This is a genomic window from Tateyamaria sp. (genome assembly GCF_039945315.1).
In the GTDB taxonomy this organism is placed as follows: Bacteria; Pseudomonadota; Alphaproteobacteria; order Rhodobacterales; family Rhodobacteraceae; genus Tateyamaria.
Genome location: NZ_JBDUXB010000036.1, coordinates 195,368 through 210,219 on the forward strand (window position 1 = coordinate 195,368; position 14,852 = coordinate 210,219).

Annotated in this window: 16 protein-coding genes and 2 pseudogenes; 1 reads left to right on the forward strand and 17 read right to left on the reverse strand. The window is 57.9% G+C overall.

Annotated features, from left to right (window positions below; all coding sequences use genetic code 11):
- The first annotated feature begins 8 nt into the window (after positions 1-8).
- Complete coding sequence (locus ABJD00_RS10990; RefSeq protein ID WP_413834844.1) at positions 9-1,301, forward strand: pyruvate dehydrogenase complex dihydrolipoamide acetyltransferase; 1,293 nt, start codon at positions 9-11, stop codon at positions 1,299-1,301.
- 67 nt (positions 1,302-1,368) lie between these two features.
- Here the strand turns inward: ABJD00_RS10990 and cysE are convergent, their stop codons facing one another.
- From cysE to ABJD00_RS11075, 17 genes and pseudogenes are all read right to left on the reverse strand, one after another.
- Entirely contained in the window at positions 1,369-2,178 is an 810-nt protein-coding gene (gene cysE, locus ABJD00_RS10995; RefSeq protein WP_413834847.1) for a serine O-acetyltransferase, read from the reverse strand.
- Between the two features lie 85 nt (positions 2,179-2,263).
- Complete coding sequence (locus ABJD00_RS11000; RefSeq protein WP_413834850.1) at positions 2,264-2,551, reverse strand: hypothetical protein; 288 nt, start codon at positions 2,549-2,551, stop codon at positions 2,264-2,266.
- A pseudogene (locus ABJD00_RS11005) lies at positions 2,551-6,519 on the reverse strand (baseplate multidomain protein megatron). Before ABJD00_RS11005 ends, ABJD00_RS11000 begins: the two are co-directional and overlap by 1 nt.
- Complete coding sequence (locus tag ABJD00_RS11010) at positions 6,519-6,968, reverse strand: NlpC/P60 family protein (RefSeq protein WP_413834853.1); 450 nt, start codon at positions 6,966-6,968, stop codon at positions 6,519-6,521. The pseudogene ABJD00_RS11005 and the gene ABJD00_RS11010 overlap by 1 nt, the downstream one beginning before the upstream one ends.
- Positions 6,965-7,852 carry a DUF2163 domain-containing protein gene (locus ABJD00_RS11015; protein WP_413834855.1) on the reverse strand — a complete coding sequence of 296 codons (888 nt, stop codon included), beginning with the start codon at positions 7,850-7,852 and terminating at the stop codon, positions 6,965-6,967. The genes ABJD00_RS11010 and ABJD00_RS11015 overlap by 4 nt, the downstream gene beginning before the upstream one ends.
- Positions 7,852-8,484, reverse strand: a complete 633-nt coding sequence (locus ABJD00_RS11020) for a TIGR02217 family protein (protein ID WP_413834857.1) — start codon at positions 8,482-8,484, stop codon at positions 7,852-7,854. The genes ABJD00_RS11015 and ABJD00_RS11020 overlap by 1 nt, the downstream gene beginning before the upstream one ends.
- Positions 8,485-8,505: 21 nt before the next feature.
- Positions 8,506-9,168, reverse strand: a complete 663-nt coding sequence (locus tag ABJD00_RS11025; protein ID WP_413834859.1) for a phage tail tape measure protein — start codon at positions 9,166-9,168, stop codon at positions 8,506-8,508.
- Positions 9,169-9,180: 12 nt separating this feature from the next.
- The gene (locus ABJD00_RS11030) at positions 9,181-9,375 is read right to left on the reverse strand and encodes a rcc01693 family protein (RefSeq protein WP_413834861.1); all 195 of its coding nucleotides are present in this window, start codon (positions 9,373-9,375) and stop codon (positions 9,181-9,183) included.
- The gene (locus ABJD00_RS11035) at positions 9,372-9,689 is read right to left on the reverse strand and encodes a gene transfer agent family protein (protein ID WP_413834863.1); all 318 of its coding nucleotides are present in this window, start codon (positions 9,687-9,689) and stop codon (positions 9,372-9,374) included. Before ABJD00_RS11035 ends, ABJD00_RS11030 begins: the two co-directional genes overlap by 4 nt.
- On the reverse strand, positions 9,690-10,109 hold the full coding sequence (locus ABJD00_RS11040; RefSeq protein WP_413834866.1) for a phage major tail protein, TP901-1 family: 420 nt from the start codon (positions 10,107-10,109) through the stop codon (positions 9,690-9,692).
- A 27-nt stretch (positions 10,110-10,136) separates the two neighbouring features.
- Complete coding sequence (locus ABJD00_RS11045) at positions 10,137-10,547, reverse strand: DUF3168 domain-containing protein (protein WP_413834868.1); 411 nt, start codon at positions 10,545-10,547, stop codon at positions 10,137-10,139.
- A complete protein-coding gene (locus ABJD00_RS11050; protein WP_413834870.1) occupies positions 10,544-10,882 on the reverse strand; it encodes a head-tail adaptor protein in 339 nt (112 codons plus the stop codon). The genes ABJD00_RS11045 and ABJD00_RS11050 overlap by 4 nt, the downstream gene beginning before the upstream one ends.
- Complete coding sequence (locus ABJD00_RS11055; RefSeq protein WP_413834873.1) at positions 10,879-11,475, reverse strand: head-tail connector protein; 597 nt, start codon at positions 11,473-11,475, stop codon at positions 10,879-10,881. The genes ABJD00_RS11050 and ABJD00_RS11055 overlap by 4 nt, the downstream gene beginning before the upstream one ends.
- A gap of 167 nt (positions 11,476-11,642) precedes the next feature.
- A complete protein-coding gene (locus ABJD00_RS11060; protein WP_413834876.1) occupies positions 11,643-12,821 on the reverse strand; it encodes a phage major capsid protein in 1,179 nt (392 codons plus the stop codon).
- Positions 12,822-12,862: 41 nt separating this feature from the next.
- Positions 12,863-13,426 (reverse strand): HK97 family phage prohead protease, encoded by a 564-nt coding sequence (locus ABJD00_RS11065; RefSeq protein WP_413834972.1) that lies wholly within the window; start codon positions 13,424-13,426, stop codon positions 12,863-12,865.
- 20 nt (positions 13,427-13,446) lie between these two features.
- Positions 13,447-13,671: a GTA head formation protein, RCAP_rcc01685 family gene (locus ABJD00_RS11070; RefSeq protein WP_413834879.1), complete on the reverse strand. Its 225-nt coding sequence runs from the start codon at positions 13,669-13,671 to the stop codon at positions 13,447-13,449.
- Positions 13,664-14,850 (reverse strand): annotated as a pseudogene (locus tag ABJD00_RS11075) (phage portal protein). Before ABJD00_RS11075 ends, ABJD00_RS11070 begins: the two are co-directional and overlap by 8 nt.
- Positions 14,851-14,852: the final 2 nt, after the last annotated feature.

A 14,852-nucleotide genomic window follows, 5' to 3' on the forward strand; every position in this document is an offset into this window, starting at 1 on the left:
AGCCGGAGATGCCTACAGAAATTCTCATGCCCGCCCTGTCACCCACGATGGAGGAAGGCACGCTCGCAAAGTGGTTGGTCAAAGAAGGGGATACGGTTTCGTCCGGTGACCTTCTGGCCGAGATCGAAACTGACAAAGCCACGATGGAATTCGAGGCCGTGGACGAAGGGGTCGTTGGCAAAATCCTCGTTGCAGAAGGCACCGAAGGCGTGAAGGTTAACACCGCCATTGCCGTGCTGCTCGAAGATGGTGAAAGTGCCGACGATATCGGGTCCGCTCCGGCGGCCACACCGGCAGTAGCTCCAGAACCCGCCAAAACGCCCGAAGCCGCAAGCGCTCCTGCTGCAGCCCCTGCTCCGGCCGCACCTGCGTCGGCGGATGGCACCCGTGTCTTTGCCTCACCGCTCGCGCGGCGCATCGCCTCGCAAAAAGGTCTCGACCTCAGCGCGATCAAAGGCTCCGGCCCGCACGGTCGCATCGTCAAGGCGGATGTGGAAAAAGCCGAAGCAGCTCCTGCTGCCAAGACTGCAGCCCCAAGCGCCGCTGCACCAGCGGCTGCAGCTCCGACAGGTCCTTCCAGCGACGCCATCGCGCGTATGTATGAAGGTCGGGAATATGAGGAAATCAAGCTCGACGGCATGCGCAAAACCATCGCTGCACGCCTAACCGAGGCCAAACAGACCGTTCCGCACTTCTATCTTCGCAGGGACATTCAGCTCGACGCACTGCTTGAATTCCGCGGTACTTTGAACGGCCAACTCGCGGATCGCGGAGTGAAGCTTTCGGTAAATGACTTCATCATCAAGGCGTGCGCGATTGCGCTGCAACAAGTGCCGGATGCCAATGCTGTTTGGGCCGGTGACCGGATGTTGAAGCTGACCCCGTCAGACGTGGCCGTTGCCGTCGCAATTGAGGGTGGTTTGTTCACGCCTGTTCTGCAAGACGCCCATCAAAAGTCGCTGTCTGCCCTTTCAGCAGAGATGAAAGACCTCGCCACTCGCGCACGCGACCGCAAACTCGCGCCACATGAGTATCAAGGCGGCAGCTTTGCGATCTCCAATCTCGGCATGTTCGGAATCGACAATTTTGACGCCGTCATCAATCCGCCTCACGGCGCGATCCTCGCCGTGGGTGCCGGGGTTAAAAAGCCGGTTGTTGGCAAAGATGGCGAACTGGGTGTGGCGACGGTCATGTCCGTTACCCTGTCCGTTGATCACCGGGTGATTGACGGGGCACTGGGGGCCCAACTGCTGAACGCCATCAAGGAGAACCTTGAAAACCCACTGGCGATGCTGGCCTAACCTAAAGCCAAAACACAAAAAGGGACGGAGCGTTTGCTCCGGCCCTTCTCGTTCTAAATGACGAAATTTACTGATCTTTGCCCAGCATATGGTTCATAGACACCGCAGGCTGGTCACAGCCAGCCTCGCCCACAATCCGCGCGGGGATACCAGCAACGGTTTTGCATGGTGGGACTTCCTCAAGAACAACGGATCCTGCGGCGATTCGACTGCAATTGCCGACGCGGATGTTTCCTAGCACCTTGGCGCCTGCCCCGATCAGAACACCATCGCCAATCTTTGGATGGCGGTCTTCTTCTTCCTTGCCCGTCCCGCCAAGCGTTACTGAGTGCAGCATGGAAACATCATTGCCCACCACGGCCGTCTCACCAATAACGATGGAATGAGCGTGATCAATCATGATCCCTTTCCCGATGGATGCAGCCGGATGGATGTCCACTCCAAAAATCTCCGACACCCGCATCTGGAAGAAATAGGCGAGGTCCTGATGCCCTTCAGTCCAAAGGAAATGGCCAACACGGTAAGCTTGGATCGCCTGATAGCCCTTGAAGTATAGAATTGGCTGCACCAACCGGTGACAGGCCGGATCACGCTCATAGACGGCCACCAAATCAGACCGGGCCGCATCGACCAACTCCGGAGATTTTTGGTACGCCTCTTCTACAATTTCGCGCACCACCACCATCGACATCTCATTGGACGCCAGCTTTGCGGCGATACGGTATGACAACGCTTTCTCGATGGATTTGTGGTGCAGAATACAGGCATGGACGAATCCACCGATCAGCGGCTCTTCCACAACTGCTTGACGCGCCTCATCATTTATTTGCTCCCACAAGGGATCAATCGCTGCGATATTTGTTTTGAGATAAGCCATGACCCATCCTTTCGAGTTCTGCATACCCTAGATAAGACGTTTTTTCCAAACGCAAACCTGTGATGCATGCCATCTAAAGACGCGATCAGTTGTCGGACCCATGTTCGACCAATACTTGCAAAACCAAAATAAGGGCTTTTGCAAAATCGGGGCTGCATTTCGTCGGCTCGGCAATCATGCCCGCACCACGGGCCGCGGCTGCCAGCGTACCATCCCCGAACTGAGCATGGCGCACCCCGCTGCTGTCTCGAAATCGGTCAGCAACACACGCATTGCGCACCAATGCGCGGGCCCTTTGTGCTCGCGAACCTGAAGCAACGACCAAAACGGCGCGGCCTGCACAAAACAGATCGGCCATGACCACGGGGCGCATCAGAGGTCTACCATCAGGCTGGCAAATACCCCCGGACCATAGCGGGCTGAATTCTGGGCTACCGCGACCTCAAATGGGCCCGTTACGCCATCCGCCAAACGATCTGCGTCACTGTATATCCAGTTTGGTGCAGTCACGACCTCTTCCCGAAGGACGTCTCCAGCCTGCAAAACGCGCACAGTATAACTTTCGGTGTCCTCACCCAACGGCACCTCGGGCAAATCCCATTCGTCACCATCCAACCTTGTACGTCTGATCCAGGCCATCTCAACGCCATTGCCCGCGCGCTTGGAGCGCAAGTGCGCCGGCCGGTAGGGACGCAATCCATTGCCATCGAATGCGTGCACAAACTCTTCATAAGATGGATCTTCGTAACCGCGACGGGCGGGGCCAATGCGATAGGTCTGCGCCACCCGGCGCAAATTTCGGGCAAGTGCGATCTGTGATGGCACACCATTCATCACAACAATCCATGAGCCCTCAGGCCACGTATCCGGACCGACGGCTTCGCTGCCAAGTTGATCGCGCAATCGATGGCTTAACAGGTAGCTCCCCGGGGCGATCAACTCGGCATCCCGAAATTGGAGCAACTCCCAGTTATTGGGCGACCCGTCACCGATTGCGATCAGGTTTGCTCCGTTCAACAGGGCGGTTTCCGTCGTCGAGGCCAAAGCTCCATGGATCATCTCAACCTCAAGGGCTGGCCCCACATCGACAACGCCACTGCGCGCTCGCGGCAAAGCGGTTTTGGTAAACCCGATACTCGCGCGCGCTGAAACAAGAGAATTGAGAGTGAACCCGGAATCTGTGGGCGATTGATAGATGGCCACGCTTCCGGGCCAAGGAGATCCGGATATTGCCGTGTAGGGCGCATGCTCGAGCTCATCGCCTGTCAGCAAGGGGAGATCGAGAAAGACGCACGTTAAAGGCACCGGCGGAACAAACTCACGAACACCTGCAAGCTCGTCAGACATTTCTGAAGGCACATAAATCTCAGGCTCGATACGTACCGCCTCGATGATTTGCATTTCCCCGTGCTCGACCCGATCCACACGGTATAGACCGGGTGTTTCTGCCTGATCAGGTGCCACTTCGATAACGTCACCCGCACCAACGCCAATCAAAGATGGCGGCAGCGCAAGGCGTACAGTCTCCCGCGAAATCCGAGACTCGCTCAACCAACGTTCAGCAATCTGGCGGCCTTCAGGGCGCGTCAATGCCATTGGCAGGTCGGTCGTGGACACCGCATGGGTCGCATCGTCAGCCAAAATGGCCTCTTCGGACAGGATGTCGAAATTCCCGTCGGTCTGGACAAAACGGAGCCGAACGCGGCCAGCGAGGTCAGCTTCGGACTCACGGGACTGTTCCAAACGTCCCTCAAGGTCACTGTTTATGGCCAACGCCTCCGGAGCCAGAGCAACCGGATCCAATCCATCCCGCATTACAAATCGCAACACACCGTCACGCTCAATCGCATCAAAGGCATAGCGCAGCATCAAGGGCTGCAAGCCTGAGCGGACAGAAGACACATCATCAATCATGTAGCCGCGTACATACCCGTACAAGTCGGACGTATCATAGGCAGTCAGCCCAGCACGATCACACAATTCTGCCACTACAGATGCCAATGTACGTGCAGATGTACGCCCATTGATCCAATGCCCACGCGGGTAATTTTCGCCGTCCGACCAGACACTCAAGGCATTAGGAAAGAAGGGGTAAGGGCGCGTATCCCATGCCCAGACAAAAGCGCGGCTCATGTCTACCATACGGCCTAGGTATTCAGTGGCCTCAGGATTGTTGTCGACGTCGGCCCAAAAGGTGTTCATTGCGCGCAGATACTGCTTTTGGATCAGGTCATCACGCGCACCGTTCGAGTATTTCGGTACGCTGCTTTCAGAAGACTTCTGATCCAGAAATTTGTTGGGCTCATTGGTGCCCTTATCGATGGCCGCACATCCCAACTCAGTAAACCACACAGGTTTGGATCCGGGCACCCAATCCGTCGCTACACTGGATCGCTCGCCACCTACGCGTTCGTGGTGTGCATTCTGCCACCAATTGCGAATGTCCTTGAAGCGGAACACCCATGGTTCTTTATAGGCACCGTCCGTGATGGGGGTTCGGATTTGTGCATCAGCTGCTTCGGGAGAGCGATAGTACCAGTCATACCCCTCTCCACCGGCGACATTTGCGCGTAAATAATCAAGATCATATATGCTGCCCCACTGCGCATCCGCATGATCAGTTCCATCCCGCCAATCCGAAAGCGGCATGTAGTTGTCGATACCGATGAAATCGATGTTTGGATCAGACCACAATGGATCTAGATGAAAGTATCGATCGCCTGTGCCATCTTTCGGCTGATAACCAAAGTACTCGGTCCAATCCGCAGCATATGAAATCTTGGTATCGGGGCCAAGGATGGTGCGCACCTCAGCGGCGAGAGCGCGCAATTTCTCGACGACGATAAACCTGTTTCCAACCCCACGAATTTGCGTCAGGCCACGAAACTCCGAACCGATGCAAAATGACTCCACCCCCCCTGCCACCACACACAAAGCGGCATAGTGCAGAATGAACCGGGAAAGACTCCACTCTTCAGAACCAGTATATTGCACCAGCAACGATGGCGGTGCCCTGCCACCGTTAAAGTACGTGTTCTCTGCCTGAAACTGGAAATCACTGGCTGTAGCCGAGCCAAAAAAGGCATCAACTTCTGCATCCGCTGCCGCTGTTCCATCTGGCGATCCAGCAACGCCAGGAGCGACGGACAACGTAATTCGACCGCGCCAGGGCAAATGTTGTTGCGTGCCGCTGGGATCATAAGGATCGGGCAAGGTGTTACCCTCTGGCTGATCCATTAACACAAACGGATAAAACATAACTGCCTTGCCGGCGTCATTCAGTGCTCAGATCGCCTGAGCCACAGATGCATCAGACGGAGTGCCACCATAAACCGGCCTGTCGTCCACCTCATCAACCTGCTCCACGCTTGCACGGTTTAGCCCTGAGACGACCCAAGGCATATTCTTGCCTTCAATATCCTTGCGCTCGACCTTCGGTTTCAATTCGCACAGACCACAGCGCAGGTCATTGCCGAACCATGAAACGATCAGCGATGCCGCCTCGCAGTTGGGGAGCTCGTCGCCAAGGTTATTAAGTGAAACGGAAAAATCGCTTTGCCCGGCGGGAGTGTTGACGTTCGCGCTCCAGCGCCCCCGGTCGCCATCAACATAGGTCACTGGGGTCGTCGCCAGCGCGTACTCTCCTGTGCCCGGCATCAACGCCACGGCTTGCACTGCGCGCGTCATCTCTTCTTCGGCGTCGAACTGTCCGGGCTGTTCCGGACGCACCACTTCGAACGAAAGCTGCGGAACCCGATTGCCGAAGTCTCCCAAGGCTAGGTTTTCTATAACGACATAGGCTGTGCCGCGATAGGCCGGGACCAATCCCTGACCTTCGATGGCCTCAATGAGCGGATCAGGCAATTGATCCTGCGCACCTGCATAAACTCGCATGTTCAGATCGTTCACGGATATCTCTTCGCCGTCTGCCCAAACACGACCGATACTGGTGATCTCGCCTTCGCACACTGCCAGAGCGAGGCTCACAGAATAGCTGTAGGTGCGGGTTTCACGGGTCTTGGGCGCACCCTTCCCACCACCACCTCCACTTGTGGTGACCGTTTCGAGGAAGTCGGAGGCCCATATCACTTGCCCGCCCAAGCGCATCCGCCCATAGAGCTGCGAGATGGCAGACCCCTCGCCCGAATTGGACAAGCGGAAGCGATCCACCTTGCCATGTTCGACAACGTCAGACCCCTGCCCCATTAACCGCTGGTCGATAACGCGACCCAGAGTGGCACCAACAGCTCGGCCGATCGCAACCGATGACAGTCCCAGAACTGTCCCCCCAACGGATCCGCCGATGGCTGCCCCCGCAGCTGAAAGTAAAACCGTTGCCATCAGCAGACCTCCTCGGTCGGAAATTCAAAACGAGCCACGATCCGGCGGGCCCACGGAGCACTCAGCGGGCTTTCGACAACACCATGACCGTTATAGGCATGGACAAATGTCGGGCATGCGCCTGTTGAGGACTGAACACCAAGATGCTTCGCGACAGCCCCTGCGCGCATGCGAAAGAGGATCACATCTCCGATGGCAGCATCATCCAGCGGTTTCGCATTCAAATGACGCAAAGCCGCAGCCCACAGCTTTTCTTCGCCCTGCGGCTCGGACCAATCCATGGAGTAGGCAGGCAGGCGCTCAGGCTCCGACCCAATCACATCACGCCAAATGCCACGGATAAGGCCAAGGCAATCGCAGCCTCCCCTCTTTGTCGCTTGCTGGTGCACATAAGGGGTGCCGATCCACGCACGTGCTTCATGCACAATGGCATCATGAAACGCGCTCATCGCAGGCTCCCCCCGTTATTGGCCCCGGTCCCATTGGGATAGGCCATGACCCAGTCATCGCCAGGCAAATCTGGAAAGCCTTGAAAGTTCAGCAGGTTGTCAAATTTCAAGCGGCAGGTATCAAATCGCTTGTCACAACCAACGGTCAGGCGAACAACATTATCCTCCCCCACTCCACCACGAATTGGCTCCCATAGCTCGATCCGACGCACGCCATTTTCTGTGTTGTCCGTCTTGATCATACCCCAAAGACCGGCGCTTGAGCCCGTGAGCATGTCCAGACGCCCCCTTTGAAACCAGCCGTCGTCAAAGCCGCCCAGAGAATCCCACTCAAAAACACGGCCATCCTTCACCCGATCCGGCGCGCCGTCATGGCGATAGCCAGCCTGCGTGACATCAAACCCGCAAGCTGCGTCGCCCAAAACGGCCGTACATGGTTTTTGATAAATGCGCCCCAATGGTCGGTTCAGAGTTTCGGTCAGACCACGCAGTTCGGCGTGGAATGCGCCACCCGCACGACGGATTTCACCAATTGTGCCGCTAAACTGCAGCCAACGGGTGTCCGGCTCAACCCAATTGACGATCCAGGCCCGTACATCTGCTCCGTCAAAACGCCCCGCTTCGATATCATCTTCTCGAACGGCGGCATCCGTCAGCGCACCCAGCGCCTCGGTGTTGTCGACGCTCAAGCCGGTGGACTGTGCGAGAGCCGTTGCGGTCAGTCCCGAATCTGCGCGAAATGTGATCCCGTCAAAAAACAGTTCGCAGTCGTGATCGGTAAAACCATAGGACGTGCCATCCTTGCGCGTAATCGCCCATGCCCGACAGAAAGTGGTCAGACCCGTGGCAGCATGGGCCAGAAACGCCTCACTTTGCCCGCTCATCACACACGCACCTCAAGTATGGGCACGTTCGGTACACTGCCGGCTTGAAAACTGGCGACAGATGTCTGGATCTGATCCGTGTCGAAGCGCACGGGGACATCAAATTCAAATCCCGCCGTGATCTCCACATCGCGTTCTGGGGGATGCTGAAAGGTGATCAAACCGCTGGCCAGATCAACCTCGTAGTCCACGCCCTCTTTCATCTCATCGCGGCCAAGGCCAACGCGGACAGTGCCTGAGACAGGCTTGGTAATGGGGCGGGTGTAGATGTGAGGGCCGGAGCGATAAGTCTTCATCAACGGGTAAACACCTTGTTCCCCATTTCCGATCGCAATGGTCTGGTCATCAAAGACCGGGGTGCCAGTTGCCGCCGAAGACTTGAAATCCGACCAGTCTTTCCAGCGGAACCCATACATCTGGCCCATGCGGGCCTCGAAAAAAGCGATCAACGTCTCGACATCGTCGAGCGACCGCATGCCCAGCCCGGCGTCATAGCGACGACGCGAATGGGCCCAGGGCGTGTTGCGTTCCTCAAAGCCGTTGGCCAGCGTCACCACTTCCGTGCGACGCTCCGGTCCCCCGACCGAGCCAAAGCTCAAGGACGCAGGAAAGCGAACCTCGTGAAATTGCATATCTTTAGCTCCCCTCAAGAGTTAGCGATTGCGACCCGCACGCCCAAGCGCGCGGTTCATCTGTGCGGCGATCTGATTTTGTGAACGGGCAAAGCCCTGCACGTCGGGCGTCGTGATATTCATCACGATCGAGGTAGACGCACCGCCACCGCCACGCACGCCAAGCTTGCCATCCGGGCCACGCGCCAACGGCATGATGGCCTCGGGACCGGCCTCTCCCATCACACCCATGCCACCACGCATGCCAAACGGCGTTGCACCGCTTACGATCCCACCCGTGGCAAAGGGCATCACGCGGCCCTGGCTGAAGGGCGCGCCATCTGCAAAAGGAAGGACGCTTTGCACAAGACTGCCCACGCCAGACGCGAGCAATCCACCAGCATGATCGGTGATTGGCTTGATCGCAGCGTTGTAGGTCGCGTTGACCATCGACGTGGCGAGAGTGTCCAGCGCATCCGACAAGCCCTCACCATCAAATACCAAACCATCAAAGGCTTTGCGCAAGCCGCGCGACATGCCCTTCTCCAGTGTCGACACATCCTTGTTCGTGGCCGACAGACTCTCTCGCATCCGGCGCAACTCGCTGTCAAAGCTGGTGACCATTGCCGATGTCGCGTCCAGCGTCACACGCAAGCCATCGGCGGTCTCTTCCAAACCTTCGATCTCGTCCTTGTAATCACTCATCTGAATTCCCCTCTATGTCTGTTCTTCGTCTGGCCAGGCGGCCATCAACGCGTCCAGACCATCGCTCAGCAGCGGGCTGGACTGCCCCGGGTCGCCCAGCATTACTTGCAATTCGGCAGGGGTCAGAGCCCAGAATGCCTCTGGCGTCAGGCGCAGACCCCGCATCCCGGCCCGCATCAAGGCGGGCCAGTCCAATCCAATGCTCATGCCCCGGGCACCACGAATGCACGGGCAATCAACTGTGCAGCTGCACGGGCGGCAGCCATCGGGCCACCATCGATTTCGGCATGATCGAGGGACGCGGCTACTTCAGCGCATCCACCGCCCTGCAAACCCGCTTTCAAAAGTGCCAGAACATCCGCGCTGGAAAACCGGCTCTGCTCAAACCGCTCAACCAGCGAGACAAGGGATGGTTCATCCAATGCCGCCTCAAGCGCGGCAAGAGCGCCCAAGGTCAGCCGCATGACACGCGGCTCGCCATCGATGACCAAACTCACCTCGCCCCTCCAAGGATTGGTCATCTAGGCAACCAGCGCCGTAAAGCTCAACGCACCGGCAGACGCCAGGGACACCTCGTACGTGGCCTCGCCATTGTGGCTGCCGCTGTATTCCAATGCCGTGACCTGAAACGGCCCCTCAACGATGCCGAAGTCTGGGATGATGATCTGGAAATCCGGAGTCTCTCCGTCAAAGAAGATCTGGCGCGCGCGCTCGTCCGTACTTTCGTCCTTAAAAACACCCGAACCCGAGATGTTGGCCGACCGTACACCGGCGCCCGACAATAACTCGCGCCAACCGCCCTGGCTCTCCAGGCTGGTGACGTCCACCGTCTCTGCATTGAAACTCACCCGCGTGGCTCGCAGACCCGCAATAGTTTCAAACTGCCCGTCCGAGGTCATGTCGACCTTGATCAGCAGGTCTTTTCCGTTCTGAGCACCCATGGGTTTTCTCCGTTTGAAAGTAAGAAGTTAGTTGTCGTCGACACGCGCCCGAAAAGTCAGGTCAATCCGGCGGCCAGCACTCTTGTCGATCTGATACGCGCGCGCACTTACAAAGCGCAGCGACACCAAGCGGCCCCTCGACAGGGTCAAGTCAGCCTCGTGCAACACATCACTGACAGCACCCGCCGCCTCTTTGGCAGCGCGAAAGCCTGGCACGTCCGTGACCACTGAAATCACAAACCTGTGGGCGCTGCCCGATCCGGTTTTGTCATCTTCGACACGCACGTCTTCAGGCCCCAAACTGACGTAAAGGCCGGGCAAGGTGCCACTGGGCAATGCGTCATAGACCGCACTGCCAACACTGGCTGCAACAACGGGATCAGCAGAAATGGCAGCAAAAACAGCGCTCTGCAAAGCGGCAGACACAGCATAGCTCATATGACCACCTCCTCATCCGCAATGCAGGTCAGGTACCGCCCTTCAGGATCAGCCTCCGCAACACTGCGAATGTGAAACACGCGCGCTCCGTCGCGGAACCGCTGTTCAGGCACCGGGCGTTGCGGATCTCCGACCGGGGCCGCCCGTACAACAATGGTGTAGGGCACCGTGGACAACGCAGCAGCGGCTACCTGGGTTTCACGACCCGTCCGGGCCTTTAACTGTGCCCAAAGGTCTCCCAGAGCAGTCCAGCTTTGCTCAAACCCGCCCGCTCCGTCTGGAACACGACCGGGGCTTTCAAGGGTCAAACGCCTGTTCAAACGCGGCACGCTCATGATGTGCGCCCCCCCAGACGCATCACGCGGTAGCGCTCAATTAGGCTGGTAACACCAAAGGGCATGCACCCTTCACTCAGCGTAGTTTCATTTCGGAACTCATAGTAATGCGCGGCCAGCAACATCACCGCCTGCGCCAGATCGGGTGGAATATCGTCCCAAGTAGGGCCAAAGCCCGCGCGAAACGAGATGTCGACCGCTCCGTCCTTTGGAATGCTGGGCAAGGAACAACCCACTGACCGGACGCGTGGTTGCTGTGCATCGCGTTCTAACCAATAGGCGTCAGCGGCAACATCGTTGCGCGCACCAAGCCTATCCACCAACGTCATCGTCGAGACTACCACCGCCGGCGCGACAGGCAAAACCTGTACATCAGGGGCGCGCCATTCAGTAACCGACAGCACAAAATCACGCTCAATCAACGCCTTACCGGTGCGCACTTCTACAGAGGCGATGGCCGCTCGCAAAAAGCTGACCAACACGCCATCCTGCACCGTGTCGTCGGCAAATCCAGTTCCCAGACGCAGATGCGCCTTCAGTTTTTCGACCGGGAGCGCCCCATCGGGCACTACGGTCTCTTCGATCAACGTCATGGAACATCTCCAAGAAATAAACTGCCCCCCGCCTCCGTTGGTCCGGGCGCGCACCAATCCGCATTGCTCGGACGGAGGGGAGCAGCTAGACAATACGGCGCACTTCCAGCACGCACCCGGAGACCGGAGGCAGGCTTGCAGCCTCCCCCGGCCATCCGCTCAGACCGTTAGGCCGTTGCGAATTTCAGCAGTTTGATCGCAGCAAAATCGCTCACATCACCACCAACACGCTTGGTCGCATAGAAAAGGACGTGAGGCTTGGCGCTGAACGGATCACGCAAGATGCGCAGATCAGGGCGTTCAGCGACGGTGTAACCTGCAGCAAAATCACCGAATGCAATCGCGTCCGCATCTGTTGCCGCGTCCGGCATATCTTCGGCCACAAGAACCGGATACCCCATCAGAACCGCAGGCTGACCAGCAGACAAACCATCGCTCCACAGGAAGCGACCGTCATTGTCCTTTAGCTTGCGCACCAGACCAGCCGTCTTGGAATTCATCACGAAGGTAGCGTTGGCGCGGTAATTCGCACCAAGGGCGTAGACCAGTTCGATGATTGAATCAGCCGTCAGGGAACCATCAACACCTGATGGAACATATCCCAAGTTGCCCCAGGCCCAGACATCGTTGTCGACGGAGGTATGGTCGAGAAAACCTTTGGGTTTGTCTATCCCGTCACCGTTGATAAACGATGCAGCTTCTGCGCGTGAAAACTTGTCAGCGATGCGCCCGGCCAACCAACCTTCGATGTCAAAGGCGGAATCATCCAGCAAACGCTGTGATGCCTTGGGAAGCGCAGACAGTTCGTGCAGGGCAATGGTGATGCGATCAATTGAGGGCGTGTCGGTTTCAGTCAGGCTAGACGTTTCGGTCGCCCAACCGGAGCCGATGTCGCTGTGATCGACCAGCACGTCATAAGAAGTTGCCTCGACATTCACGACCGACGCAATCGAGCGGATGGAAGCCGTCGCGTTCAGGACGGACTGTACGGTCTCGGATGTGACCGGGTCGACAAGATAGCCTCCGTCCGAGTTTACGGCCGTCGACAGCGATTTGCCGTCCAGTTCAAGGCCACGCAGGCCGTCATCATCACCCGAACGTACGTAGGCGTTGAACGCCTTCTGGTGGGGGGCGCCTTGGTCAACTCCGCCCGCCAATGGCGAACGTGCAGCAGTCATAGTTTTCCGATCCAGCATGGTCAGTCGCTCTTCTGTTTGTTGAAGTTTGGTTGTCAGGTCGGCTTGAAAGCCTTTGAATTCGCGCACGAAACCCTGCATGGCTTCGCTCACGTTCTGGGCGGGGGACAAACCTTCCCCGGCCCGAGCCTTTGTCTCGGTCTTGCTCATAAGCATGTCTTTCGATTTGTGGTTGGTAACGGCTAAGCGCGTCAGCGCCGCGCCAGGCTCGCGCGAACACCCCGCAGGGCCGCCGCCGTCTGTCGCAACATCGCGTCCTCTTCCGAAGTCATGTCTTCGGATTTGGCCGCCACGCGCGCACTGGGAAGCATCGGGAACGTGACCAAAGACACCTCCCAAAGCTCCAGTTCGGTCAAGAGCCGCTGGCCCTTGTTATTCTTTGTCGCCTTCACCGTACGGTAACCGATGGAAAGCCCATCTATGGCCCCCGCCGTGATCAGTTCGGCCGCCTCACGGCTCTTGGCGACTTCCGGCAAAAGGCGGCCCCGGACCCACAGGCCCCGGGCATCTTCACGCACCTCGTCCCAAACGCCGATGGGTTGGGCCGGGTCATGCTGCCAAAGCATCTTGACGCTGCGATCTTCGGCGGCGATGGCCTTGAGCGAGGCACCATAGGCCCCCTTGCTCACAATATCCCCACCCTGATCACAGGCGCCAAACAGGCTGGCATAGCCCTCGATCACATGATCACCGTTCACGGTGATACCGTTGCCGAACCGGGCGAACTTCGTCTCCAGACCAGTCTCTGCCTGCATCATCTCACTCCTAATGAATTTCAGTGCGGAATCGCCGCCATGATTGATTGAAACCCCGTGGCCAAAACCGCGGCGACCACGCCGTAGACCGTCAGCCACAACCGTTTCTCAAGCCGCTCCATCAACTTTTCGAGCCGATCAAGTCGACGAACGAGGTTGCTGAAATGGACCTCCGTCAGCCGTTCATGCGCCTCCAGACGCAGCCCCGGCGCACAGGCAAATCGTTCGTATTTTGGTTCATCCATCCGCACCCTCCTCGGGCAAGGCAGGCAGCCCAAGAAGGCGGCGCTTTTCGGACGTGTTGAGAAAATCTGCGGCCACCACGCGTGCCCATTGTGCGTCTCGCTCGACTGACAAGGCGGGCACCTGATCCAGATCAGGGCTCAATACGACGTCATCGCCTGTATGCATGCCCAACCACTCGGCCAACGTCGCAGTCACCCGTGTGGCAAGCGGCAATACGGTGAGCCTGTAAAAGGCACGATTGGCCTCCTGATAATTTGCATAAGTCGCGTCGCCCTGAATACCCAGCAGCATCGGTGGCACCCCAAAAGCCAGCGCGATGTCACGCGCAGCGGCATCCTTGGTTTTCTGAAATTCCATGTCGGACGGCGAAAAGCCCATCGGCTTCCAGTCCAGCCCCCCTTCGAGCAGCATTGGACGCCCCGCATTGCGTGCGCCCGCATGGTTGCTCTCAATCTCGCTGACAAGACGATCGTATTGATCCCCACTCAGCTGGCCTTGCCCATCCTGCCCGCGATAGACAATGGCACCCGAAGGGCGCGCAGCGTTGTCGAGCAAAGACTTCGACCATCGCGTCGCTGCTGTGTGCACATCCAGCGCCATGGCCGCCGCTTGCATGGGTGAAAACCCATAATGATCGTCCTGCGGATGGAACGACTTAATGTGACAAATCGGGCTGACAGATCCTGTGGCATCAAAGCGATGTTTTTTACCCCAACCGCATATTCGTAAGCAACAGGCCAACCATCCGCGCCAGGCACAACCGACATCCGATCGGACCGCAGCACATGCAATTCCAAAGGCGCACCACTCTCTCCTGCAACAGCCTCGATATAGGCGTTCCCGGATAGCAAAAGCTGGGCATAAAGTGCCTCCAGCAATTCGGCACGACCCTGACCCGGGTTGGGCCGCTTCATCAGCCCCAGGATGGGGTGCACCTCAAACCGCTGCGCGCCATCCTGCAGAACCAGAGGCAAGGCAGCTGCAGCTTCGGCAATCAACTTGACCGAGCGAAAGCCAACCGGATTTCCCGAAAACCCTGAGCGCGTCAGCGACACAGCATCACGAGGGCTCCACGCCACACGGCCTCCGGTTTGCCAGGCCACAACCTTGCCGGTTGCACTCGCTTTTTGCTCAGGCACATTGACTGCGGCCCGGCTCCGAAAGAAATCAAACACCATGT